A 21,688-nucleotide genomic window follows, 5' to 3' on the forward strand; every position below is an offset into this window, starting at 1 on the left:
TTACGCGGCGCGCATCTCTTCCAGTATGGCTTCCGCCGCCGCGCGCCTGTCGCTTGCCGCCACGATTGGCCGGCCCACAACAAGATGGCTGGAGCCGTTGCGGATCGCCTGGCCGGGCGTCACCACGCGTTTCTGGTCACCATGGTCGCTGCCCTTGGGCCGTATCCCCGGCGTCACCACCGCCAGGTCGGGTCCGACGATGCGGCGCACCGCTTCCGCCTCCTCGGCCGAGCAGACGACGCCGCCCATGCCTGCATGCAGCGCCTGTTCGGCGCGCCTCAGCACCAGCGTGTGCGGGTCATATTCATAGCCGGCGTCGATCACGTCCTGCTCGTCCATCGAGGTCAGCACGCTGACCGCCAGCAGGCAGAGGTCGCTGCCCCTGGCGGCCTCCACCGCGGCCCGCATCGCCTTGGGATAGGCGTGGATGGTCAGCATGGTCATGCCCATGCGCACGATGTTCTCGACACCCTTGGCCACCGTGTGGTCGATGTCGAGCAGCTTCATGTCGAGGAAGATTCTGGTGCCGCCGCTGGCCAACTCCCTGGCGAAGTCGAGCCCGCCGGCGAAGGCCAGCTGATAGCCGATCTTGTAGAAGGAGACGACGCCGTCGAGTTCGCGCACCGCCTGTTCGGCCTCTTTCACCGTCGGCACGTCGAGGCCGACGATCAGCCTGTCTCTCATGGTATGGGCCTGCATGGCTGTGGAAATCATGCCCCGGTCCGGGTCGATAGCATGCGCGAGGTTTCGATCAGCGTGCGGCATAGGTGCTCCATCGATTTGGTCAGTCTATCATCCCTGAAATTGCCGTCGCCGTCGAAGGCACTGCCGCCATCGGATACCGAGCATTCCGGCGTCACCATCTCCAGCTGGCAGCGCACCAGCACGGCGCGCAGATGGTTGATGCAGCGGATCCCGGCGAAATGTCCGTTCGAAGACGAGCACAGGCCGGCGACCTTGCCGACAAATGGCCTCACCGGCCAGCCGCCATCGAGGCGCACCCGGCTTACCCAGTCGATCGTGTTCTTGAGCAGTGGCGGGATCGAGCCATTATATTCCGGCGTCGCGATCAGCAGCCCGTCATGGGCGGCGATCAGCCGGCCGAGCTTCACGGCGTTGTCGGGAACGCCTTTTTCCTTTTCGAGGTCCTCGTCGATGATCGGCAGCGGATAGTCGGCCAGCGAAATGCGCGTCACCTCGGCGCCTTGCATGGCCAGCTCCTTCTGCGCCACATCGGCGGTCCTGCCGCTGAAGGCGCCGCTGCGCACCGAGCCGGCGAAGACGAGGATTTTCGCGATCACAGCCATTGGCCACTCTTGTTCCCGGACAGGTACAGCCAGAGGCTGCGCAAATCAACGCACTGGCCCAAAAAACGGAAACGATCGGGGGGCAAGCGCGCGAAGGTGTGCCGAGCAGCTGGGCTATTTCTAGTGGGTGACCGCAATTCTTGCACTCAGCGCGATGAGTGCAACTCCGAGCAAGGCATCTATCGGCCTGCGGACGCTGCCATATACCGACCGAACCCTTCTTGTGGAGAACATTAGCGCGACAAGCCCAAACCACGCCATCGCGACCAGCCCGATTATGGCCAGCGACACTGCCTGGACCCAGATCGGAGCCTGCATCGGCAATACCGATATGAACAGGCTCGCGAAGAACGCGGCCGTCTTCGGATTTGTAATTCCGACAACGAATCCGCTTCGCCAAGGAGCCGTAGTCTCTGCGCCACCGACGGCCAGCGGTGGCCGCGCCTGCCAAGCCGACAAAAGGATCTTGCTGCCCAGGTAACCGAGATACACGGCACCGGCGATCCGGACGGCAAGGTGAGCCCATGCAATCTGCGTCAGTACGAGGCCCAGGCCACACATCGCGAGAGCCGCCCACACCATGATCGCTGCGGCAATGCCAAGCGCCACATGGAACCCCGCGCGACGGCTGATCAGCGCATGGGAAGTCACGGCTACAAAATCGGGTCCTGGGCTCATGGCGCCGAGCAGGAAGACCGAAGCAAGGGTCAGGAATTGCGGAAGGTAGCTCATGCGATACTCCAGTTTCAGTCTCGTCGTACCGCACGCCTGCATGCCGGAGAGGCCAGGAAAGCCGCTCGCCGATTTCGAGGGTCGTTTCCCTCACCTTCACAAAACCTACAGCGCTCTTTAATATGAGCGAAATGAAAGATATTTCGGCAGCCATGAACAAAGCTAATATCAACATCACGATGGTGCGCGTCCTGACATCGCTCAGCGAGACGCGCAGCTTCACCAAAACCGCCGAGCGGCTCTGTCTTTCTCAATCGGCCATAAGCCATGCAATGAAGGCGCTGGAGGAGATCGTTGGCGCGCCCCTCGTCATACGTGATCGGCGCGGTGTCGCTTTCACCGCAACCGGCGAGGCGGCTTTGGACGCGGCGCGCGCCGCTTTGCATGCTTTAGGCCGTCTTGTCGGCCTACGGGAACACTCCATCAAAGGCAGAGTACGGCTCGCGCTGGTCAGCAGCGCCTCGGTAAAGATTGCTCCATATGCGTTGAACATTACTTCCGTCCGGCACCCGGAGCTTGCTGTCGAACTGCTCTTGGGCACGGATACCGAGGTGGCGGAGTGGGTCGATCGCGGTGCCGCCGATATTGGACTGTCCTACATCGCCGGCAATTGCCAAGCCGAGGAACTTGTCGACGACGAACTCTTTGTGGCGTCATCGCAAAAGAACTCAGTCCAAGGCGGGTCATTTCCGATCCGCGCTCTCGACGGCCAGCCATTCATCATGTCGAGCGGCGGCTGCGGACCAATGCTTGCCGAATTGTTCCAGGATTTTGGCGTTGCGCCAGTTGTCATCCTGTCGGCGAGCGATATGGCGGCGCTGCTTGCTCTGGTGGGGGCCGGGCGCGGTTTGTCGATTGCGCCAGGCCTGGCGTTTCCGGCCGATTGGCAGCGAACCGTCGCGAGGCGTCCTCTTGAGCCGCGTGCGCGTCGGCCTCTGCTGCTTCTGTTCTCCAGCAGCGCCGAAGCAACGGCCGTGCGGGCCATGTGCGCGGCGATCAGAGAGGTCGCCACGAGTTTGCGAGGCGGATAACAGTCAAGGATGTGGATCGACCCTCAATCGAGCTTCCTTCGGGAGACGGCGATCCTCTACAAGGCGCCAGAGACTTCTCCCGCCCCCAATACCAGCTAATGCGCTTCGCGCCGGTAGATCCACAGCTGCGTCGGCGGGATGTTGCGGAAGATGAAGTCGAAATGCTTGACCGTGTAATTGCCGCGGCCGGGCGGGATCGGCGACAACGGCCCATAGGTCAGCTGCACGATCGGCCGTCCAACCGGGATGCGGTCCAGCAGGCTTTCAATATAGGCGATCCGCTGTGCGACCGGAAAATTGAGCAGCGGCACGCCGGAGACGACGGAATCGAAAACCATCCCGCTCTTCTCGCCAAGCGTGGCGTTGAGACTGAAGGCATCGCCCTCGATGACGTTGACGCCGGGATAGAGCTGGCGCAGATGGCGCACGAAATCGGTGGAATATTCGACCGCGTAGAGGTTTTCGGGCTTAACGCCCTGGGCGAGGATTGCACGCGTGATGACGCCTGTGCCGGGGCCGACTTCAAGCACCGGCAGGCCGGACTTCGGATTGACGATGGAAGCCATCTTGCGGGCGGTGACGGAGCTTGTCGGCACGATCGAACCGACCGACTTCGGCTTGTCGATCCAGCCTTTGAAGAATTTGAGTTCGTCGTCGAACTTTTCCGCCAGCGCCTTCCGCAATCCCGGACCACGTGCCATGCAAGTTCTCCTCAACACTCCCCGAACGCTACTTAGCAGCTAACAGGTCCAAGGCAAGGCGCGATCTGGCATAAGATGTTGATGACGTTCGGGAAGCGTGGCGGCCTTGGCTTGGGTTCAGTGCTCGCCGAAGGATTCGAAAAAGTCCTTCATGCGGGCGAAAAAGCCGCTCGACTGGGGCGAATTGTCCTTCGACGACAGCTGCTCGAACTCTTCCAGCAACTCGCGCTGGCGGCGCGACAGGTTTTGCGGCGTTTCGACCGCGGTCTGGATATAGAGGTCGCCGACATTGGGCTGGCGCAGCACCGGCATGCCCTTGCCCTTGAGGCGGAACTGGCGGCCGTTCTGCGTGCCTTCGGTCACTTTCACCTTGGTCTGACTGCCGTCCAGCGTCGTCACCTCGAACGAGCCGCCAAGGGCGGCCGTCGTCATCGATATCGGCACCTTGCAGTAGAGATCGGCGCCGTCGCGCTGGAAGAATTCATGCGGCTTCACCGCCAGGAAAATATAGAGGTCGCCCGATGGGCCGCCGCGCAGGCCCGCCTCGCCCTCATTGGCAAGCCGGATGCGGGTGCCGTCCTCGATGCCGGCCGGGATATTGACCGACAGCGAGCGTTCCTCGGTGACGCGGCCCTGGCCGGCGCATTTCGGGCACGGGTCCTTGATCGTCTGGCCGCGGCCTTGGCATTGCGGGCAGGTACGCTCGATCGAGAAGAAGCCTTGCGTCGCTCGTACCTTGCCGTGGCCATGGCACATCGAGCAGGTCACCGGCTGGGTGCCGGGCTTGGCGCCGGTCCCGGAGCATTCCGTGCATGAGATCGAGGCCGGCACGCGGATTTGCGCGGTCTTGCCGGCAAACGCTTCTTCCAGCGTGATTTCCATATTGTAGCGCAAATCGGCGCCGCGTTCGCGGCCGCCCGACGAGCGGCGCTGGCGCCCGCCCATCATGTCGCCGAAAATATCTTCGAAAATGTCGGCGAAGCCGCCGGCGCCAAAACCTTGCGCGCCGCCATTCATGCCGCCCTGCTCGAAGGCGGCGTGACCGAAACGGTCATAGGCCGCGCGCTTCTGCGGGTCCTTCAGCGTTTCGTAGGCTTCGTTGATTTCCTTGAACTTATGCTCGCATGAGTGATCGCCGGGATTGCGGTCGGGATGGAACTGCATGGCCAGCTTGCGGAAAGCGCTCTTGAGCTCCTTCTCGTCGGCGCCCTTTTGCACGCCCAGCGTCTCGTAGAAATCAGCTTTCATCTTTTCCCGCAGTCCGGATGCTCAACGTCTTGATGCATGTTGCGTCGTTTGCCGGCACGTTGTCTCGATTTAGGAGCGGTGCTGCCCGGATGCTAGGGCCGGCGCGCTTGTGCCTGTGTTTTTCAGTGACTTTTTCGGCAAGGCCCGCACTTTTTCAGCGAGGGTTGCAAAAAAGCCCGGCTTTGCGCCGGGCTTTCCGCTTTATTTGCCGTCAACCGGTCAGGCCGACTTCTTCTTCTCGTCGTTTTCGTCGATTTCCTCGAAATCGGCGTCGACCACGTCGCTATCCTTGGCCGCGTCCGCCTTGGCGTCGGCTTCCGCCGCTTCCTTCTGCGAAGCTTCGTACATGGCCTGGCCGAGCTTCATGGATGCTTCGGCAAGCGTCTGCGACTTGGCCTCGATGTCGGCGGCATCGTCGCCTTCGGCAGCAGCCTTCAGCGCCGTGATAGCCTCCGATATCGCCGTGCGCTCGGTTTCCGAAACCTTGTCGCCATATTCCTTCAGCGACTTCTCGGAGGAGTGCACCAGCGCCTCGGCCTGGTTGCGGGCCTCGACCAAAGCACGCCGCTGCTTGTCGGTCTCGGCATTGGCTTCGGCGTCCTTGACCATCTTCTCGATGTCGGCGTCCGAAAGGCCACCAGAGGCCTGGATGCGGATCTGGTGCTCCTTGCCGGTGCCCTTGTCCTTGGCCGAAACGTTGACGATGCCGTTGGCGTCGATGTCGAAAGTGACCTCGATCTGCGGCACGCCGCGCGGCGCCGGCGGAATGCCGACCAGGTCGAACTGGCCGAGCGCCTTGTTGTCGGCAGCCATTTCACGCTCGCCCTGGAAGACGCGGATGGTCACGGCCGACTGACTGTCTTCAGCGGTCGAGAACACCTGGCTCTTCTTGGTCGGGATGGTCGTGTTGCGTTCGATCAGGCGGGTGAACACGCCACCCAGCGTCTCGATGCCGAGCGACAGCGGCGTCACGTCGAGCAGCAGCACGTCCTTCACGTCGCCCTGCAGCACGCCGGCCTGGATGGCGGCGCCGAGTGCGACGACTTCATCCGGGTTGACGCCTTTGTGCGGCTCCTTGCCGAAGAACTGCTTCACGATCTCCTGGATCTTGGGCATGCGGGTCATGCCGCCGACCAGGACCACTTCGTCGATCTCGCCAGCCTTCAGCCCGGCATCCTTGAGCGCCGCCTTGCAGGGCTCGATGGTGCGCTGGACGAGATCGTCGACCAGCTGCTCGAACTTGGCACGGGTCAGCTTCAGCGTCAGGTGCTTGGGGCCGGTCGCGTCGGCGGTGATGAAGGGCAGGTTGATTTCCGTCTGCGTCGTCGACGACAGCTCGATCTTGGCCTTTTCAGCCGCCTCCTTGAGGCGCTGCAGCGCAAGCTTGTCGTTCTTCAGGTCGATGCCCTGTTCCTTCTTGAACTCGGCCGCCAGGTATTCGACGAGACGCATGTCGAAATCCTCGCCGCCGAGGAAGGTGTCGCCATTGGTCGACTTCACTTCGAACACGCCGTCGCCGATTTCGAGCACCGAAATGTCGAACGTGCCGCCGCCAAGGTCATAGACGGCAATGGTCTTGCCATCCTTCTTGTCGAGGCCGTAGGCAAGTGCTGCAGCCGTCGGCTCGTTGATGATGCGCAGCACCTCAAGGCCGGCGATCTTGCCGGCGTCCTTGGTGGCCTGGCGCTGGGCGTCATTGAAATAGGCCGGAACGGTGATGACCGCCTTCTCGACCTTCTCGCCGAGATAGGCCTCCGCCGTTTCCTTCATCTTCTGCAGGATCATGGCCGAGATCTGGCTGGGCGACTGCTTCTTGCCGCCGGCCTCGACCCAGGCATCGCCATTGTCGCCCTTGACGATCTTGTAGGGGACAAGCTTCTTGTCCTTCTCCGTCACCGGGTCGTCATAGCGGCGGCCGATCAGGCGCTTGACCGCGAAGATGGTGTTTTCAGGATTGGTGACCGCCTGGCGCTTGGCCGGCTGGCCGACGAGACGTTCGCCGTCGCCCGAGATGGCGACGATGGAAGGCGTCGTGCGCGCGCCTTCCGCATTTTCAATGACCTTGGGCTCCTTGCCATCCATGATGGCGATGCAGGAGTTGGTGGTGCCGAGATCGATACCGATTACTTTTGCCATTTTTCTAGTCTCTCCGCTAAGCAGGCTCTCAGGACCCGTAAGGCGTTCCGACGAAAGCCCCTGTTCACAAGAAATTCCGCTCCGGCAACCGGCATTCCGGCACTGGGCGGCTTGGCGCGTATATAAGAACAGGCGGCATCGGGCGCAAGCATTCTGCGCATGGCATCCACCGCGCCGCGCTTGGCGCCTTTGAACAGCCGCCCAGCGGCCCGGATGTGCTCCAACCGCGCTCAAAACCCCAGGATCTGCGCGATCCCCCGGCGAAGCGCCCAGTCAGGGCTTCGAAACCACAAGAAAACGTCACCTATGCGTGAGAGAGGCGGCTCCTGGCTGAGGAAGGCGCCTGCCCACAGCAGACACAGGCAAAAGCGTCACGCGGCCTGCGACAGCGATTTATGCGCCTCGGCCAGGATTTCGAACGAGCGCACGCGTGCCGCATGGTCGAAGATCTGCGCGGTCACCATCAGCTCGTCTGCGCCGGTGCGGCGCACGAACGCGTCTATGCCTTGCCGGACGGTTTCGGGAGAGCCGACGACGGCGCAGGACAGCGCCTGCGAAATCATGGTTTTTGCCATCGGCTCGAGCGTCTGGTCATAGCCCTCGACCGGCGGCGGCAGGCGGCCGGCCCGCCCGGTGCGCAGATTGACGAAGGCCTGCTGGAGCGAGGTGAACAGCAGTTTTGCCTCTCCATCGGTCGGTGCGGCGAAAACGTTGAGGCCGAGCATGACATAGGGCTTGTCCAGCTGTTCCGAAGGCTGGAAGCGCGAACGGTAGATCTCCAGCGCATGGTCCAGTTCGGCCGGCGCGAAATGCGAGGCGAAGGCATAGGGCAGGCCGAGCATGGCGGCGAGCTGCGCGCCATAGAGGCTGGAACCGAGGATCCAGACCGGCACCTTCTGGCCTTCGCCGGGCACGGCGTGGATACGCTGGCCTTCCGCGGCCGGCTGGAAATAGCCCATCAGCTCGACGACATCCTGGGGGAAATTGTCTGACGCCTCGAGATTGCGGCGCAGCGCGCGCGCTGTTCCCATATCGGTGCCGGGCGCGCGGCCGAGGCCGAGGTCGATGCGGCCGGGGTGCAGTGCCGCCAGCGTGCCGAACTGCTCGGCAATCACCAGCGGCGCATGGTTGGGCAGCATGATGCCACCGGCGCCGACGCGGATGGTCTTGGTGCCGCCGGCGACATGGGCGATGACGACGGCGGTCGCCGCGCTGGCGATGCCCGGCATGTTGTGGTGCTCGGCCAGCCAGTAGCGCCTGTAGCCGAGCCGCTCGGCATGGCGGGCCAGGTCGAGCGAATTTGCCAGCGATTGCGAGGCGTCGCTGCCTTCGACGATCGGCGACAGGTCGAGAACGGAAAGTGCGGTCATGGGCCTCAAGCCTTTACGATGTTCAACTGCCTGACCCTGGTTTCGAAGGCGCGGTCGGGAATGACGATGTCGAGCTGGTGCCAAGCAACGGGTCCATATTCTCGAACGGGATCGCCTGCGGACGCTGGCGATGCGGCGCGCTCAGCGTGCCGAGCGGAGCATCGATCGGGCCGCGATAGCCGATGCGGTCGAAATAGGAATCGAGGTCGAAGGAGGCATCTTTCATCGCAGGGTCCGGCTTGACCGGCTCGATATAGGCACTCCGCCTGAAGACAACAAATGCGCGATGACGGACAGGCGCGGCAAGCTTATGCCGCTGCCTTTCCGTTCTCTTCGGCCGCTTCTTCCTCCACCACGGCCGTCTGCTGTGCGGCGAGAAAATTGCCGACATGGCTGAGGCCATCGAAATGATCGCAGAACACTTTGACGACGACCAACAGCGGCACCGCCATCAGCGCGCCGACAAAGCCCCAAAGCCAGGACCAGAAGGCGATGGCGATGAAGATCGCCACGGCGTTGATCTCGAGGCGTCGGCCGACAACCATCGGCGTAACGAACTGGCCTTCGACGATGTCGCACAAAAGCACGAAGCCCGGCGCCAAAAGGGCGTAGGTGATCGAGTCGAAGCTGATCATCGCAATGACGCTGACCAGCACGATGGTGATCAGCGCGCCGACATAGGGCAGGAAGTTGAGCAGCGCCGCCATCGTTCCCCAGACGAGCGGGTTGGGCATGCCGAGCGCCCACAGGCCAAGGCCGATAACCGCGCCGAGACCGGCATTGATGACGGTGACGGTGAGCAGATAATGCGAGATTTCGCGCTCGACGTCATAGACGACGCGCAAGGCCCGCTTCTTCTCACTGAGGCTGGCGAAGGACTGGATGATCTTCTCATAGAACATCGTGCCTGACGCCAGCAGGAACAGCGACAGCACGAAGATGATGGTCAGGCTTGTCCCCGCCGACAGGACGTTGCTGGCGGCGGCCGACAGGACGCCGGACTGTGCCATCGCCACCTTCTGGATGCCCGGCTCCTGCGAGGTCTCCGTCATCTGTTCGATCTGATGCGAGATCTGCATGATCCTCTCGAGCGGACGCCGTAATTGCGCCAGCCGTTCGGTAAGTTGTTGGCCGATCGACGAGGTGTTGTTGAGAAGGTCGATGACCGGGCCGCTGAGCAGATAGCCGGCAACGCCGAAGACGCAGATCGACAGCACGACCAACATTGTCGCCGAAACCACTTCCGGAATGCCGCGCTTGCGCAGGAAGCGCACGATTGGTGTCAGCGTCAGCGTCAGCAGGAAGGCGAGGATGACCGGCATGAAGAAAGCACGCGCGAAATACAGCGCGTAGATGGCCATGAACAGGAAGATCCCGATGAGCAGCGAACGCATCAGATGCGTGTCGGCACGCGCCACAACTCTCGCCTCTTCGGTTTCGGCAAGGCCAGCACCCAAAGCGGCGGGTTCGGCTTTCATGATTTTCCCTCAGCGGCGCACCGCAATTGGTGCATTCCCCTGACGGAAACGCCTCTGCAAGCCCAAGGTTCCGTTAGCCGGCAAGGCCCTCAATCCGGGCCGCCCGTCGCTCAGGCGGCTGGCGCTGCGACGGCGACGCCGGGCTTGGCGGTCTCCTTGCGCACGATCGGCGCCACCTTGGTGCCGTACAGTTCGATCGCCTTCATGATCTTGGCGTGCGGCATGGCGCCGATCGCCATCTGCAGCAGGAAGCGGTCATTGTTGAAGATCTTGTGCTGGGCGACGATCTTTTCCGCCACCTGCTCCGGATTACCGACGAACAGCGCGCCGTTCGGACCACGCGACTGATCGAAATGCGCCCGCGAGGTCGGGCCCCAGCCGCGCTCGCGGCCGATGCGGTTCATCACTTCGGCCTGCGGGCCGTAGAAATCGTCGGCCGCCTGTTCAGTGGTCCCGGCGATGAAGCCGTGCACATTGATGCTGGTGGCAAGGCCCGAGGGGTCGGTACCGGCCCGCCTGGCGGCATCGCGATAAATGTCGAACAGCGGTGCAAACCGCGCCGGCTCACCGCCGATGATGGCCAGCGCCAGCGGCAGGCCGAGCACGCCCGCGCGCGCCGCAGATTGCGGCGTTCCACCTATTGCGATCCAGATCGGCAATTTGTCCTGCAGCGGCCGCGGATAGACGCCGCGGTCGTTGATCGGCGCGCGCAGATTGCCGGACCAGGTGACATTTACATTATCGCGGATGGCCAGCAGCAAATCGAGCTTTTCGGCGAACAGCTCGTCATAATCCTCGAGATTGTAGCCGAACAGCGGGAAGGATTCGATGAACGAGCCGCGCCCGGCCATGATCTCGGCCCGGCCGCCCGACAAAAGGTCGAGCGTTGCGAACTGCTGGAAGACGCGAACCGGATCGTCGGAGGACAGCACGGTGACCGCGCTGGTCAGCTTGATGCGCTTGGTGCGTTCGGCGGCAGCGGCCAGCGCCACCACCGGCGCGGACGCGGCATAGTCGGGGCGGTGATGTTCGCCCAGACCAAAGACGTCGAGGCCGACCTGGTCGGCCAGCTCGACCTCCTCGATCAGATTGCGCAGTCGCTGATGCGGGCCGATCGCGCCGGGGCCGGGCTCCGGGCTGACGTCGGCGAAAGTGTAGAGACCGAGTTCCATGGCATGTCATCCAAATGTTCTGATTTGCCGCTAGAGGTAGCGGCGAGCCGCCCCGGCCGCCAGAGGGGCGGATGGTGAACAGTGCATGTCGGTTTCGGCCGGCTTTGTTTCAGGGAAAACGCGTCTCCCGGCTGCAACAGCATAAACTTTCATGGCTGGCATACCGTTTTGGCGCTTGAACTCTCGGTTTTCGCGCGTATGTAAGCGTCGCGAATTGACTTCAGGGAAGTGGACTTGGCTATCTACAGGGAAAAAGACATTTTCGAGCGGCGCAATGCCGCGAACGAGGCAAAGAAGGCGCTTCTGGAGCGCTTCAAGTCAAAGCCGGCGGCTGATGATCCTGCGGTTCTGGCCAAACAAGCCGAACGCAAGGCGATTCTTGAGGCTCGCGAGATACGCGAGGCCGAAAAGGCCAGGCTGAAGCAGGAAAAGCTGGCACGCGAGGCGGTCGAGAAGGCCGAGCGCGAGGCAGCAGCCGAAGCGGCGCGTATTGCGGCCGAAGAGGCAGCGCAGGCTGAAGCGAAGATCAAGGAAGCCGAAGAAAACGAGCGCATTGCCCGTTTGCTGGCCGACGAAGCCGAACGCAAGGCCAAGCGCGACGCACGCTATGCGGCCCGCAAGCAGCGTACCGGCAGGACGCCTCCGGGCTTCTCCGCCCGCTAACGCTTCGATCGAAACGATCGGACATCAGGGTCGCCTTCCAGCGGCCCTGAATGTGTTTGTGCGTCGATTTCCTTGGTTGCTTTGCTCAGGCGGCGAGCTTCAGCCCCATAATGCCGCAGACGATGAGCGCAATGCAGGCGAGCCGGATGGCCGTCGCCGGCTCGCCCAGCAGCCAGATGCCAAGCAGCGCCGTGCCGACCGTGCCGATGCCGGTCCACACCGCATAGGCCGTCCCGACAGGCAGCGTCTTGAGCGCCAGGCCGAGCAACCCGAGGCTGATGATCATCGAGGCGACAGTGAGCACCGTCGGCAGCGGCTTCGAGAAGCCGTCAGTGTATTTGAGGCCGATCGCCCAGCCGATTTCGAACAGACCAGCGAAGAACAGAAAAATCCACGACATCGGGATGCACTCCTTCCATGAGGATGGCGGGGCGTCCCGGCCGGACTTTTGAGAAAGGCGCGAGGTCGTCCTCGCCGCTTCGGTATAAGCGGCTGCGCCGGTGCGATCAACAAAAACACCGGCCGCATCGTTCATGCCGCCGGTGTCAAAATCTGCGCCGAAACGGTTGTCCGGATTTCAACCGTCCAAGATCTTCCGAGGCGGGCTTACTTTTCCTTGAGCCTCATCGCCTTGACGGGCGGCGCCTTGAGTGCCGGAGCCGCTGCGGGCTTCTTGGCGTCTTTTTTCGGCTTCCGAGCTTCCTTGCCCGCCTTCATCGCACCTTTAGCCATGATTCGCTCCTCCAGTTGCTGGGAGGCCAAGTGAAACAAGAGAAACGCCGGACTGCAAGGGGGCGGGCGTCTGTCGCCGGCGCCGTCGGGCCGCTTTCAACCGGTTTCTAATTTGCTCGTAAACCATTCCGGTCCGTGCCATGGTTGCCTTCGCACTGCAGCATCGGCCATGCCTTCGCCCGGCGATGATCAGGCAGTGCGGTCAGGACGACAATGCGAATCCGCATCGGCAGCGAGATGAGTTTCGATTTTCCGCAGGAAACGCCGCTCATCGCGATGCTCAACGTCCACTACTCCAGGGCCTCCGATCTCGAGCGCCCGGATTTCCTGACCTCCAGCCCGCCGGTGCCGATCCAGAGCTACCGCGACAGTTTCGGCAATTGGTGCAACCGTTTCGTCGCCCCGCCCGGGCGCTTCACCTTCGGCACCGATTCGGTAATCCGCGACCCCGGTACCTTCGAGATGGGCGACCTGATGGCCTGGCAGCATGAGGTTCGCGACCTGCCGTCGGACACATTGCTGTTCCTGTTGCCCAGCCGCTTTTGCGAGAGCGATCTGCTGGCCAGCGAAGCCTGGCGGCTGTTCGGGCATACGCCGCTCGGTATTGCCCGCGTCCAGGCGGTCTGTGATTTCGTCCACAACCACATCGTCTTCAGCTACGGCAATGCCCGACCGACGCGCACCGCGGCCGAAGCCTATCGCGAGCAAAGCGGCGTCTGCCGTGACTTTGCCCACCTCGCCGTCACCTTCTGCCGTGCGCTAAACATCCCGACCCGCTACTGCACCGGCTACATCAGCGACATCGGCCTGCCCAAACCTTGGGCGAGCATGGATTTCGCAGCCTGGATGGAGGTCTATCTCGGTGGCCGCTGGCATGTCTTTGACCCGCGCAACAATTCGCCACGCATCGGCCGCATCCTGATCGCGTCGGGTCGCGACGCCGCCGACGTGCCGCTGACCCACATCTTCGGACCGGGCACGCTGGCTGGTTTCAAGGTGTGGACGGACGAGATCATCGAATAGGGGCGTCTTTCCGCAAGCTGGCCTTCAACCTGAACGACCAGGCGATTCGTGCGTTGTGATGCCTGTGGAGCTCGGCGGCAGGCCGTTACATTGGGCGCCTTGGAGGGACAGCATGGCAGCGCATGGCGGGTCGAAGACGGTCATCTACGCGGCGCTCGCCGGTAATTTAGCTATTGCTATGACCAAATTCGTCGCCGCCTTCTTCACCGGCAGCTCGGCGATGCTGTCGGAAGGCGTGCACTCGCTGGTGGATACCGGCAATGGCGGGCTGCTGCTCTACGGCATGCACCGCGCCGCCCGTCCGCCGGACCGCACGCACCCGCTCGGCCATGGCCGCGAGCTGTATTTCTGGAGCTTCATTGTCGCCCTGCTCGTCTTTGCGCTCGGCGCTGGCGTGTCCTTCTATGAAGGCGTCGTCCACATCATGGCGCCTCAGCCGGTCGCCAATCCCAAAATCAACTACATTGTGCTGGGCCTCTCAATGCTGTTCGAGGGCAGCTCCTGGTACGTGGCGCTGAAGGAGTTCCGCCAGCAGAAGGGCAACCAAGGCTGGCTGCAGGCCGTGCAATCGAGCAAGGATCCGAGCGTCTACACGATCCTGTTCGAGGACAGCGCCGCCCTGCTCGGTCTGTTCGTCGCCTTCGCCGGCATATTGGCGGCCGAACTCCTCGACATGCCCGAGCTCGACGGCGTCGCCTCGATCGGCATCGCGATGATCCTCGGCGCCACCGCCATCTTTCTGGCGCGCGAAAACAAGGGATTGCTCATCGGTGAGCCGGCCTCGCCGGAAGTGCAGGCCAAGGTGCTGGCCATCGCCCAGCAGGATCCGGCAGTGCAGCGGGCCAACGGCGTTCTCACCGTCCATCTCGGCCCGCAACAGATCGTCGCTGGGCTGAGCATCGAATTCGAGGACCATCTGACGGCGCCTGAGATCGAAGCCTGTGTCGAGCGCATCGAGGCGCTCTTGAAAAAAGAAATGCCGGAGATCACCAGACTGTTCGTCAAGCCGCAGACGACCGGAACCTGGGAGCACCGGCGCAAGCAGGTCGAGGCGGCGTCGGACTAGTTCTGGACCAGCAGTCCACCGTTGGCGCCATCGCCTGGTCCCGCTAAGATCACCCGACGGATTTCGGAGAATCAACGATGAAAATCGATGGTGGGTGCCATTGCGGCGCCATAACTTATGAAGCAGACGTCGACCCGGAAAAGACCTCTATCTGTCATTGCACCGACTGCCAGCAACTGACCGGTACCGCCTTTCGTGTCACTGTTCCCGCGCCTGAGGATCATTATAGGATCACAAAGGGCACACCGAAGGTTTATATCAAGACGGGATCGAGCGGCGCCAAGCGTGCCCAGGCGTTCTGCGGCGACTGCGGTTCCCATCTTTACGCAACGTCGGTTGGCGACGGGCCGAAGGTCTATGGGATCAGGGCGGGGACCGCGCGGCAACGCGAAGATCTCGTTCCGACCCAACAGAAATGGCACCGATCGGCCCTGCACTGGCTTCCGGAATTCGAGGGCGTAAGCATCGTAGAGGCGCAGTAGCACCTGCCTCCCGGTTAAACGCGGCCCAAACCAGCCAATAATGTGCTAGGCTAGCCATCAAACGGATGGCGGGGGATAGCAATGTCGGAAACGGACAAAGTGTTTGCCGGCTCGATTCCGGAAAACTACGACCATTACATGGTGCCGCTGATCTTCGAGCCGTTCGCCGCGGATTTGGCACGACGGGCAGCGTCCTTGTCGCCCGGCGCCGTCCTGGAAGTCGCCGCCGGTACCGGCGTTGTCACCCGCGCATTGGCTCCAAAACTGTCTCCCGGCGCAAGCTATGTCGTGACCGACCTCAACCAGCCTATGCTCGACTACGCGGCCTCGCGACAAGCTCCCGACAGTCGTATACAATGGCGTCAGGCGGATGCTCTGGCGCTGCCGTTCGAAGATGCGGCTTTCGATCTCGTTTGCTGTCAGTTCGGCGCGATGTTCTTTCCCGACCGAGCCGCCGGCTATCGCGAAGCAAAGCGGGTCCTGAAGACCGGCGGCCATTTCCTGTTCAACGTGTGGGATCGCATCGAAGAGAATGTATTCGCCAATGATGTGACGAATGCTCTTGCGGAGATTTTTCCGAACGATCCGCCCCGCTTTCTCGCCCGCACGCCGCACGGCTACAATGACATTGCATTGATCCGCGGCGAGTTGGAAGCCGCAGGTTTCTCCCGTGTGGTGATCGACACGAGGCCCGAACAAAGCCGTGCCTCCTCGCCGCGCCTTCCGGCGGTTGCCTATTGCCAGGGAACTCCGCTTCGCAACGAAATCGAGGCTAGAGGAAAACTGGAAGCCGCAACCGATCACGCCGCGTCCGTGATTGCAGCCAGACACGGCAGCGGCGAGGTTGCGGCCAAGATCCAGGCGCACGTGATCGTGGCTACGGTCTAATGCATGGCGCCCAGAAGTGTGCCGCGGTTCTGGGACAACGACATGCATCAAAACAAAGACTTTTAAAGCGCGTCGTATGAATCCGTTCAGCGCGACGCGCTTTAATCGTCGCCTTCGACGACACGTAGCCTGAGCTGCCCCGTCTTGGAATCCGCCACCCGCACTCCGGCTTCGGCCTTGGCGGGTCCGCCACCGCGCACTTCGGCTTCGCTTTCGCCAAACTCCAGCGCTTCGATCTTTTGGCCGCGCTTGGTCACCTTCGACGTCGACACCAGTATCTCGTCGATATCCTTGGCCGACTGGCCAAAATGCGTCTGCAACCGGCGCACGCGTTCGTCGACGCGCGCGACGTCTTCCATCAGCCGGATCACCTCGCCCTGGATCAGATGCGCCTGTTCGCGCATGCGGGCGTCCTTGAGGATGGCCTGGATGACCTGGATCGACAGCATCAAAAGCGACGGTGAGACGATGATGACACGCGCCCGGTGCGCCTTCTGGACCACGGCGTCGAAATTCTCGTGGATTTCGGCGAACACCGATTCCGACGGCACGAACATGAAGGCGGTGTCCTGCGTCTCGCCCTGGATCAGGTATTTTTCCGAGATATCGCGGACGTGAATTTCGATGTCGCGGCGGAAAGCCTGGGCCGCGATCTTCTGTTGTTCGGCGCCATCGGCGGCGCGGATGGCGTTCCAGGCTTCCAGCGGAAACTTGGCGTCGATGGCAAGCTGCGGCGCACCGTTCGGCATCCTGACCAGGCAGTCGGGACGGCTGCCGTTTGACAGCGTTGCCTGGAACTCGTAGGCGCCCATCGGAAGGCCGTCGGCGACGATCGCCTCCATGCGCGACTGGCCGAAGGCGCCGCGCGTCTGCTTGTTGGACAGGATCGCCTGCAATTGCACGACCTGGCCGGCCAGCGACTGAATGTTGCCTTGCGCGGTGTCGATGACCGCCAGCCGTTCCTGCAGTTTGGCGAGGCTCTCATGCGTCGATTTGGTCTGTTCGGTCATGGTTTGACCGAGCCTGCCGGTCATGGCGTCGAGGCGCTGGCCGATCGACTGGTTGAGTTCGGCCTGCCTTGCGCCGAACACGTCGGCGATGGCGCCCATGCGGCCCTGCATCTCGGCCTGGCTTTGCAAAATGCCGGCCATCCGCGCCTCGGTGTCGCGGGCGTGGTCGGCGGCTTCCGCCGCGGCGATGGTGCGCGCCTTGGCCGATCGCCACAGCGCCACGACAAGCGCCAGGAACAGGCCGAGAAACACCAGCGCGCCGAGGGCCAGTGCATGGCCGAGCGTGATCGTCGTGGCGCCAAGCCGGGCAACGGGTTCGGAAAGGATGGTGCTCAGGTCGTTCATCCCGCCAGCATAGCCGATTCGCAGACCTGGCACAGATCAAAACGTGAACGAGACCGATTCGCACCGGTTGACGCTTCTCCTGCGACGTTTTAGGTGAGGCGCCATGTCGATCAAGCCGCTCATCATCCTTCCCGATCCCATCCTGCGCCAGGTTTCCAAACCAGTCGAACGCGTCGACGCGCCTTTGCGCAAACTGGCCGACGACATGCTGGCGACGATGTATGATGCGCCGGGCATCGGTTTGGCCGCAATCCAGATCGGCGAGCCGCTGCGCATGCTGGTCATCGACCTCGCCAAGGAAGACGAGCCGCCGGCGCCGCATGTCTTCATCAATCCCGAAATCCTCGAAAGCGCCGACGCCCGCTCGGTCTACGAGGAAGGCTGCCTGTCGATCCCGGACTATTACGCCGAGGTCGAGCGTCCCGCCTCGGTGCGCGTGAAATATCTCGACCGCGACGGCAAGCTGCAGGAGATCGAGGCCGAAGGCCTGATGGCGACTTGCCTGCAGCACGAGATCGACCATCTCAACGGTGTGCTGTTCATCGACCACATCTCGAAGCTGAAGCGCGACATGGTGGTCAAGAAGTTCAAGAAGCTCGCCAAGGACAAGGCGCCGGGCAAGCTGGTGGGATAGGCCCTGCTTTCGGCGACTCGCACAAAATCCCGTCTCGACCCGCCCCTATTGAGAGACGCTTCCTTGCGTGATATCATTGATATCAGACTGGAGACTCAGATGGGCGATATGTTGATCAGAGATATTCCCGAGCCGTTGAAGCGTGAAATCGAGCATGCGGCACGCAAGGGCGGCCAAAGCCTCTCGATCAAGGCGATCGATCTGTTGCGAAAAGGCATGGTTGCGGAAAAAGAAGGCAAGGCCGAGCCTGGACTCACGGCTTGGGATGCGATTCGCGCTGCCTTCGCCTCGGAAAATGCAATCAGCGACGAATTTGCGCAGATGATGGATGAGATCGAAGCGGAACGGAAACGCGACTTTGGCCGCACCATTGAGAATTTCGAGTGATAATCCTCGATACCAATGTCGTCTCGGAAGCGAGCCGGCCCGCGCCCGATCCAAACGTCGCTAAGTGGTTTGGCAGACAGGACCTGCTCGACCTCTATCTCTGCGGTCCTGTTGTCATGGAGCAGTCCTTTGGAGCCGAAAGGTTTCTCAACAAGACCGGCTCGGACCGCCACGTCCGTGCACTTGACCACCTGGTTTCGAAGCAGTTTTCGGGACGTGTCGTCGAATTTGCCGGTCCCATTCCCCGTCTGGCGGGCAAGCTCCGGGCAATGCGGGAAACTATCGGCCGGCCGATCAGCCTTTCCGATGCCATGATCGCTGCCATCTGCCTGTCGCACGACGCTATGCTGGCGACGCGCAATATTAAGGACTTCGAAGAGCTTGACCTCAAGATCGTAAACCCGTTTGAAGCAGACGCTTGAGCGGACTGCCGCGCGCAGAACAGGATACTGGACGAAAAATGCCGCTTCGCGTCATCTTCATGGGCACGCCGGAGTTTTCGGTGCCGGTGCTGCGCGCGATTGCCGAGGCCGGGCACGAGATAGCAGCCGTCTACACCCAGCCGCCGCGCGCCGCGGGCCGCCGCGGGCTGGAGCTGACACCGTCGCCGGTGCAGCGCGAGGCTGAGCGGCTGGGCATCGAAGTGCGCACGCCGCTGTCGCTGAAGGGCGAGGCCGAGCAAGCTGCTTTCTATGCGTTGCGTGCCGATGTCGCGGTCGTCGTCGCGTATGGTTTGCTGTTGCCGAAGGGTATTTTGGAGGCTCCGCGCCTCGGCTGCCTCAACGGCCACGCCTCGCTTTTGCCGCGTTGGCGTGGTGCAGCTCCCATCCAGCGCGCCATTATGGCCGGCGACGTCGAAACCGGCATGATGGTGATGCGCATGGAAGAGGGCCTGGACACCGGTCCGGTGGCACTGGTTGAAAAATGCGCCATAGAGCCCGACATGACCGCCGGCGATCTGCACGACCGCTTGATGAATATTGCTGCCACGCTGATGGTGGAAGCGCTGTCCCGATTGGAGACAAATACCCTGGCATCGACTTTGCAGGCGGCTGACAGGGTGACCTACGCCAGGAAAATCGATAAGTCGGAGACACGTGTGGACTGGACGCGCCCGGCTGCGGAGGTCCACAATCACATTCGCGGGCTGTCGCCATTCCCGGGCGCCTGGTGCGAGGCCGACATCGGCGGCCGCACGGAACGGCTGAAACTGCTTCGCTCGACGCTTTCTGAAGGTACGCTTTCTGAAAGCATGGGCGAGTCGGGAGGAATTCTCGATGACCGGCTGACGGTCGCCTGCGGGTCGGGCGCGGTCAGGCTGGTCGAAGTTCAACGGGCGGGCGGAAAGCCTGCTGCCGCGCAGGAGTTTCTGCGCGGGGCCAAGATCGAAAAAGGAATGAAGTTCTCATGAGCATGATGTCGATACGCGGCGCGACGCCGCGGGACCGCGAGGCTATACGCCTGGTCGAGGAACACGCATTCGGCCAGCAGGCGGAGGCCGGGCTGGTCGACGCTCTGGTCACCGGCGGCGACGCCGTTGTCGAACTGGTGGCGGAAGAAGACGGCCAGGTGGTCGGCCACATCCTGTTTTCCAGGCTGTTCGTTCAGAACGGCGGCAAGCAGTTTGCAGCCGTGGCGCTGGCGCCGTTGGCGGTGGAACCTTCGTTCCACGGCTCGGGCATTGGCGGTGCGCTGATCCGCGAGGCGCATATCCGCCTCAGGGATGCCGGCGAGACGCTCGCCGTTGTGTTGGGCGATCCGGCCTATTACGGCCGCTTCGGCTACAATCATGCGCGGGCCGAAAAGTTCGAGAGCGAATATCAGGGCGAAGCGCTGCAGGCGCTGGCCTGGGGTGACGCACCCGAAAAAGGCAAACTGGTCTACGCCCAGGCCTTTACCGCACTCGCCGCCTGAACGAAGGGTGTATGCCGCGTTTTCGTCTCGATATCGAATATGACGGCAGCCTCTTCGCCGGCTGGCAACACCAGGCGGATCAGCCTTCGGTGCAGCAGGCGATAGAGCAGGCGATCGAGAAATTCTGCGGTGAGGCGGTGCGGATACGCGCCGCCGGCCGCACCGACGCCGGGGTGCATGCGACCGCCCAGGTGGCGCATGTCGACCTCGCCAAGGCATGGCCAAACGACAAGGTGCGCGACGCCGTCAACGCGCACCTGCAGGCGGCGGGCGCGCGCATCGCCATCCTGCAGGCGACGGTTGTCCCCAATGAGTTCGACGCCCGTTTCTCGGCCCGCGGACGGCACTATCTCTACCGCATCCTCAACCGGCGCGCGCCTGCAGCGATGGAAAAGGGCAAGGTCTGGTGGGTGCCGAAGCGGCTCGATGCGGACGCCATGCACGAAGCGGCGAAAGTCCTGCTCGGCCGACATGACTTTACCACCTTCCGCTCGACGCAATGCCAGGCCAACAGTCCGGTGCGGACGCTGGAGCTGCTCGATGTAAGCCGCCAGGGCGACCTGATCGAAGTCAGGGCCTCGGCGCGCTCTTTCCTGCACAACCAGGTGCGCTCCATGGTCGGTTCGCTGAAACGCGTCGGCGACGGCGGCTGGACCGCCGCCGACCTCAAGGCCGCGCTCGCTGCACAAGACCGCGCCGCCTGCGGCCAGGTGGCGCCGCCCGACGGGCTTTTTCTCGTCGGTGTAGACTATCCGGAAAAGTTCTAGGCCGGAGCGGCGGTCGGCACAGTGATGCCGAGCAGCGCCACCAGGCCGAACAACACGGCCAGAGACACCACCAACATGCCTGCGAACACGGCGCTGCCGACAGCCGCGCCCTTGCCGATCGCGGCGTTGGTCATCCGCCAGGAGAGTACCAGCGAAAGCACCACCAGAACCAGCCACACCAATTCGGCAACCGGGTTGCCGGACGGCAGGAAAAGCCTGATCAGCGCTGAAGGCAGCAGCATCCAGGCGGTGATCGCCGACGCCCAGTTGCTGGCGACGACATAGTGGACGAAGCGGTCGCCGATGCCGGCGCGCGATGCGACCAGGGCAAGCACAACCAGGGGCAGCAGCCACGAGCCGAGGTCGACGGTCGCCAGGCGAATCAACATGCCCAGCCGGCCGGCGAACGCATTGGGATCGCCGATCTCGTTGGCCGTGCCGACCCAGCCGACGATCATCGCCGGCGCGGCGACGACGATGGCGAAGAAGGAATTCCAGAAGCCGTCCGCCGACAGGTCGAGCAGCCGCAAGCCGTCGGCCTTCCCGAGCATCAGCCGCCAGGCGCCGTTAAGCGATGAAGAGGTCTCGTCAACCGAAAGCAT

General features: G+C 62.7%; 26 protein-coding genes. 12 read left to right on the forward strand and 14 right to left on the reverse strand.

All coding sequences use genetic code 11. The features are described from left to right. The 3 genes from pyrF to NKJ64_RS14750 all read right to left on the reverse strand — a co-directional run bounded on the left by pyrF (window position 1) and on the right by NKJ64_RS14750 (window position 2,039). Complete coding sequence (gene pyrF, locus NKJ64_RS14740; protein ID WP_023701963.1) at window positions 1–714, reverse strand: orotidine-5'-phosphate decarboxylase; 714 nt, start codon at window positions 712–714, stop codon at window positions 1–3. Next, window positions 711–1,307, reverse strand: coding sequence for an NADPH-dependent FMN reductase (locus NKJ64_RS14745; RefSeq protein ID WP_023701964.1), 597 nt, complete (start codon window positions 1,305–1,307; stop codon window positions 711–713). The genes pyrF and NKJ64_RS14745 overlap by 4 nt, the downstream gene beginning before the upstream one ends. Before the next feature lie 120 nt (window positions 1,308–1,427). Next, the gene (locus tag NKJ64_RS14750) at window positions 1,428–2,039 is read right to left on the reverse strand and encodes a LysE family translocator (RefSeq protein WP_023687486.1); all 612 of its coding nucleotides are present in this window, start codon (window positions 2,037–2,039) and stop codon (window positions 1,428–1,430) included. 122 nt (window positions 2,040–2,161) lie between these two features. Between NKJ64_RS14750 and NKJ64_RS14755 the strand changes: the two genes are divergently transcribed. Further along, entirely contained in the window at window positions 2,162–3,070 is a 909-nt protein-coding gene (locus NKJ64_RS14755; RefSeq protein ID WP_023681320.1) for a LysR family transcriptional regulator, read from the forward strand. A gap of 95 nt (window positions 3,071–3,165) precedes the next feature. On the opposite strand, the gene pmtA is transcribed toward NKJ64_RS14755, so the two are convergent. The 7 genes from pmtA to NKJ64_RS14790 form a co-directional block, all read right to left on the reverse strand. Beyond that, window positions 3,166–3,771 carry a phospholipid N-methyltransferase PmtA gene (pmtA, locus tag NKJ64_RS14760; RefSeq protein WP_352462835.1) on the reverse strand — a complete coding sequence of 202 codons (606 nt, stop codon included), beginning with the start codon at window positions 3,769–3,771 and terminating at the stop codon, window positions 3,166–3,168. A gap of 117 nt (window positions 3,772–3,888) precedes the next feature. Continuing rightward, complete coding sequence (gene dnaJ / locus NKJ64_RS14765; protein WP_023681322.1) at window positions 3,889–5,019, reverse strand: molecular chaperone DnaJ; 1,131 nt, start codon at window positions 5,017–5,019, stop codon at window positions 3,889–3,891. Window positions 5,020–5,238: 219 nt separating this feature from the next. Beyond that, window positions 5,239–7,155 carry a molecular chaperone DnaK gene (gene dnaK, locus NKJ64_RS14770; protein ID WP_023673200.1) on the reverse strand — a complete coding sequence of 639 codons (1,917 nt, stop codon included), beginning with the start codon at window positions 7,153–7,155 and terminating at the stop codon, window positions 5,239–5,241. A 371-nt stretch (window positions 7,156–7,526) separates the two neighbouring features. Further along, on the reverse strand, window positions 7,527–8,525 hold the full coding sequence (locus NKJ64_RS14775) for an LLM class flavin-dependent oxidoreductase (protein ID WP_023673201.1): 999 nt from the start codon (window positions 8,523–8,525) through the stop codon (window positions 7,527–7,529). 22 nt (window positions 8,526–8,547) lie between these two features. Continuing rightward, complete coding sequence (locus NKJ64_RS14780) at window positions 8,548–8,751, reverse strand: arylamine N-acetyltransferase (RefSeq protein ID WP_023673202.1); 204 nt, start codon at window positions 8,749–8,751, stop codon at window positions 8,548–8,550. Between the two features lie 82 nt (window positions 8,752–8,833). After that, entirely contained in the window at window positions 8,834–10,003 is a 1,170-nt protein-coding gene (locus tag NKJ64_RS14785; protein WP_023673203.1) for an AI-2E family transporter, read from the reverse strand. A gap of 110 nt (window positions 10,004–10,113) precedes the next feature. Next, a complete protein-coding gene (locus tag NKJ64_RS14790; protein ID WP_352462836.1) occupies window positions 10,114–11,175 on the reverse strand; it encodes an LLM class flavin-dependent oxidoreductase in 1,062 nt (353 codons plus the stop codon). A 234-nt stretch (window positions 11,176–11,409) separates the two neighbouring features. On the opposite strand from NKJ64_RS14790, the gene NKJ64_RS14795 reads away from it, so the two are divergent. Further along, window positions 11,410–11,838 carry a DUF6481 family protein gene (locus NKJ64_RS14795; protein WP_023673205.1) on the forward strand — a complete coding sequence of 143 codons (429 nt, stop codon included), beginning with the start codon at window positions 11,410–11,412 and terminating at the stop codon, window positions 11,836–11,838. An 85-nt stretch (window positions 11,839–11,923) separates the two neighbouring features. Here the strand turns inward: NKJ64_RS14795 and sugE are convergent, their stop codons facing one another. Next, window positions 11,924–12,238 carry a quaternary ammonium compound efflux SMR transporter SugE gene (gene sugE / locus NKJ64_RS14800; protein WP_023681326.1) on the reverse strand — a complete coding sequence of 105 codons (315 nt, stop codon included), beginning with the start codon at window positions 12,236–12,238 and terminating at the stop codon, window positions 11,924–11,926. A 206-nt stretch (window positions 12,239–12,444) separates the two neighbouring features. Then, window positions 12,445–12,570, reverse strand: coding sequence for a hypothetical protein (locus NKJ64_RS14805; RefSeq protein ID WP_006200611.1), 126 nt, complete (start codon window positions 12,568–12,570; stop codon window positions 12,445–12,447). Between the two features lie 213 nt (window positions 12,571–12,783). Between NKJ64_RS14805 and NKJ64_RS14810 the strand changes: the two genes are divergently transcribed. The 4 genes from NKJ64_RS14810 (at window position 12,784) to NKJ64_RS14825 (ending at window position 16,029) form a co-directional block, all read left to right on the forward strand. After that, window positions 12,784–13,593 carry a transglutaminase-like domain-containing protein gene (locus tag NKJ64_RS14810; RefSeq protein WP_023673208.1) on the forward strand — a complete coding sequence of 270 codons (810 nt, stop codon included), beginning with the start codon at window positions 12,784–12,786 and terminating at the stop codon, window positions 13,591–13,593. Window positions 13,594–13,705: 112 nt separating this feature from the next. Then, window positions 13,706–14,659, forward strand: a complete 954-nt coding sequence (locus tag NKJ64_RS14815; protein WP_352462837.1) for a cation diffusion facilitator family transporter — start codon at window positions 13,706–13,708, stop codon at window positions 14,657–14,659. A 77-nt stretch (window positions 14,660–14,736) separates the two neighbouring features. After that, entirely contained in the window at window positions 14,737–15,141 is a 405-nt protein-coding gene (locus tag NKJ64_RS14820; protein WP_023673210.1) for a GFA family protein, read from the forward strand. A gap of 81 nt (window positions 15,142–15,222) precedes the next feature. After that, window positions 15,223–16,029, forward strand: coding sequence for a class I SAM-dependent methyltransferase (locus NKJ64_RS14825; protein ID WP_352462838.1), 807 nt, complete (start codon window positions 15,223–15,225; stop codon window positions 16,027–16,029). Window positions 16,030–16,130: 101 nt separating this feature from the next. Here the strand turns inward: NKJ64_RS14825 and NKJ64_RS14830 are convergent, their stop codons facing one another. After that, window positions 16,131–17,384 carry a DNA recombination protein RmuC gene (locus NKJ64_RS14830; protein ID WP_352462839.1) on the reverse strand — a complete coding sequence of 418 codons (1,254 nt, stop codon included), beginning with the start codon at window positions 17,382–17,384 and terminating at the stop codon, window positions 16,131–16,133. A gap of 103 nt (window positions 17,385–17,487) precedes the next feature. Between NKJ64_RS14830 and def the strand changes: the two genes are divergently transcribed. The 6 genes from def (at window position 17,488) to truA (ending at window position 21,086) form a co-directional block, all read left to right on the forward strand. Next, a complete protein-coding gene (def, locus tag NKJ64_RS14835) occupies window positions 17,488–18,018 on the forward strand; it encodes a peptide deformylase (protein ID WP_023673213.1) in 531 nt (176 codons plus the stop codon). Window positions 18,019–18,117: 99 nt separating this feature from the next. Beyond that, on the forward strand, window positions 18,118–18,405 hold the full coding sequence (locus tag NKJ64_RS14840) for a hypothetical protein (RefSeq protein WP_023696043.1): 288 nt from the start codon (window positions 18,118–18,120) through the stop codon (window positions 18,403–18,405). Beyond that, window positions 18,402–18,827, forward strand: coding sequence for a type II toxin-antitoxin system VapC family toxin (locus tag NKJ64_RS14845; protein ID WP_023696042.1), 426 nt, complete (start codon window positions 18,402–18,404; stop codon window positions 18,825–18,827). The genes NKJ64_RS14840 and NKJ64_RS14845 overlap by 4 nt, the downstream gene beginning before the upstream one ends. Before the next feature lie 38 nt (window positions 18,828–18,865). Further along, complete coding sequence (fmt, locus tag NKJ64_RS14850) at window positions 18,866–19,816, forward strand: methionyl-tRNA formyltransferase (protein ID WP_023696041.1); 951 nt, start codon at window positions 18,866–18,868, stop codon at window positions 19,814–19,816. Beyond that, window positions 19,813–20,319, forward strand: coding sequence for a GNAT family N-acetyltransferase (locus NKJ64_RS14855; RefSeq protein ID WP_023728813.1), 507 nt, complete (start codon window positions 19,813–19,815; stop codon window positions 20,317–20,319). Before fmt ends, NKJ64_RS14855 begins: the two co-directional genes overlap by 4 nt. A gap of 11 nt (window positions 20,320–20,330) precedes the next feature. Beyond that, window positions 20,331–21,086, forward strand: a complete 756-nt coding sequence (gene truA, locus NKJ64_RS14860; protein ID WP_023696039.1) for a tRNA pseudouridine(38-40) synthase TruA — start codon at window positions 20,331–20,333, stop codon at window positions 21,084–21,086. Here truA and NKJ64_RS14865 read toward each other — a convergent pair. Continuing rightward, entirely contained in the window at window positions 21,083–21,688 is a 606-nt protein-coding gene (locus tag NKJ64_RS14865) for a hypothetical protein (protein WP_023673217.1), read from the reverse strand. The two genes, truA and NKJ64_RS14865, sit on opposite strands and share 4 nt — an antisense overlap.

Origin of the sequence: Mesorhizobium sp. M0062, assembly GCF_040323125.1 — a bacterium.
GTDB lineage: Bacteria > Pseudomonadota > Alphaproteobacteria > Rhizobiales > Rhizobiaceae > Mesorhizobium.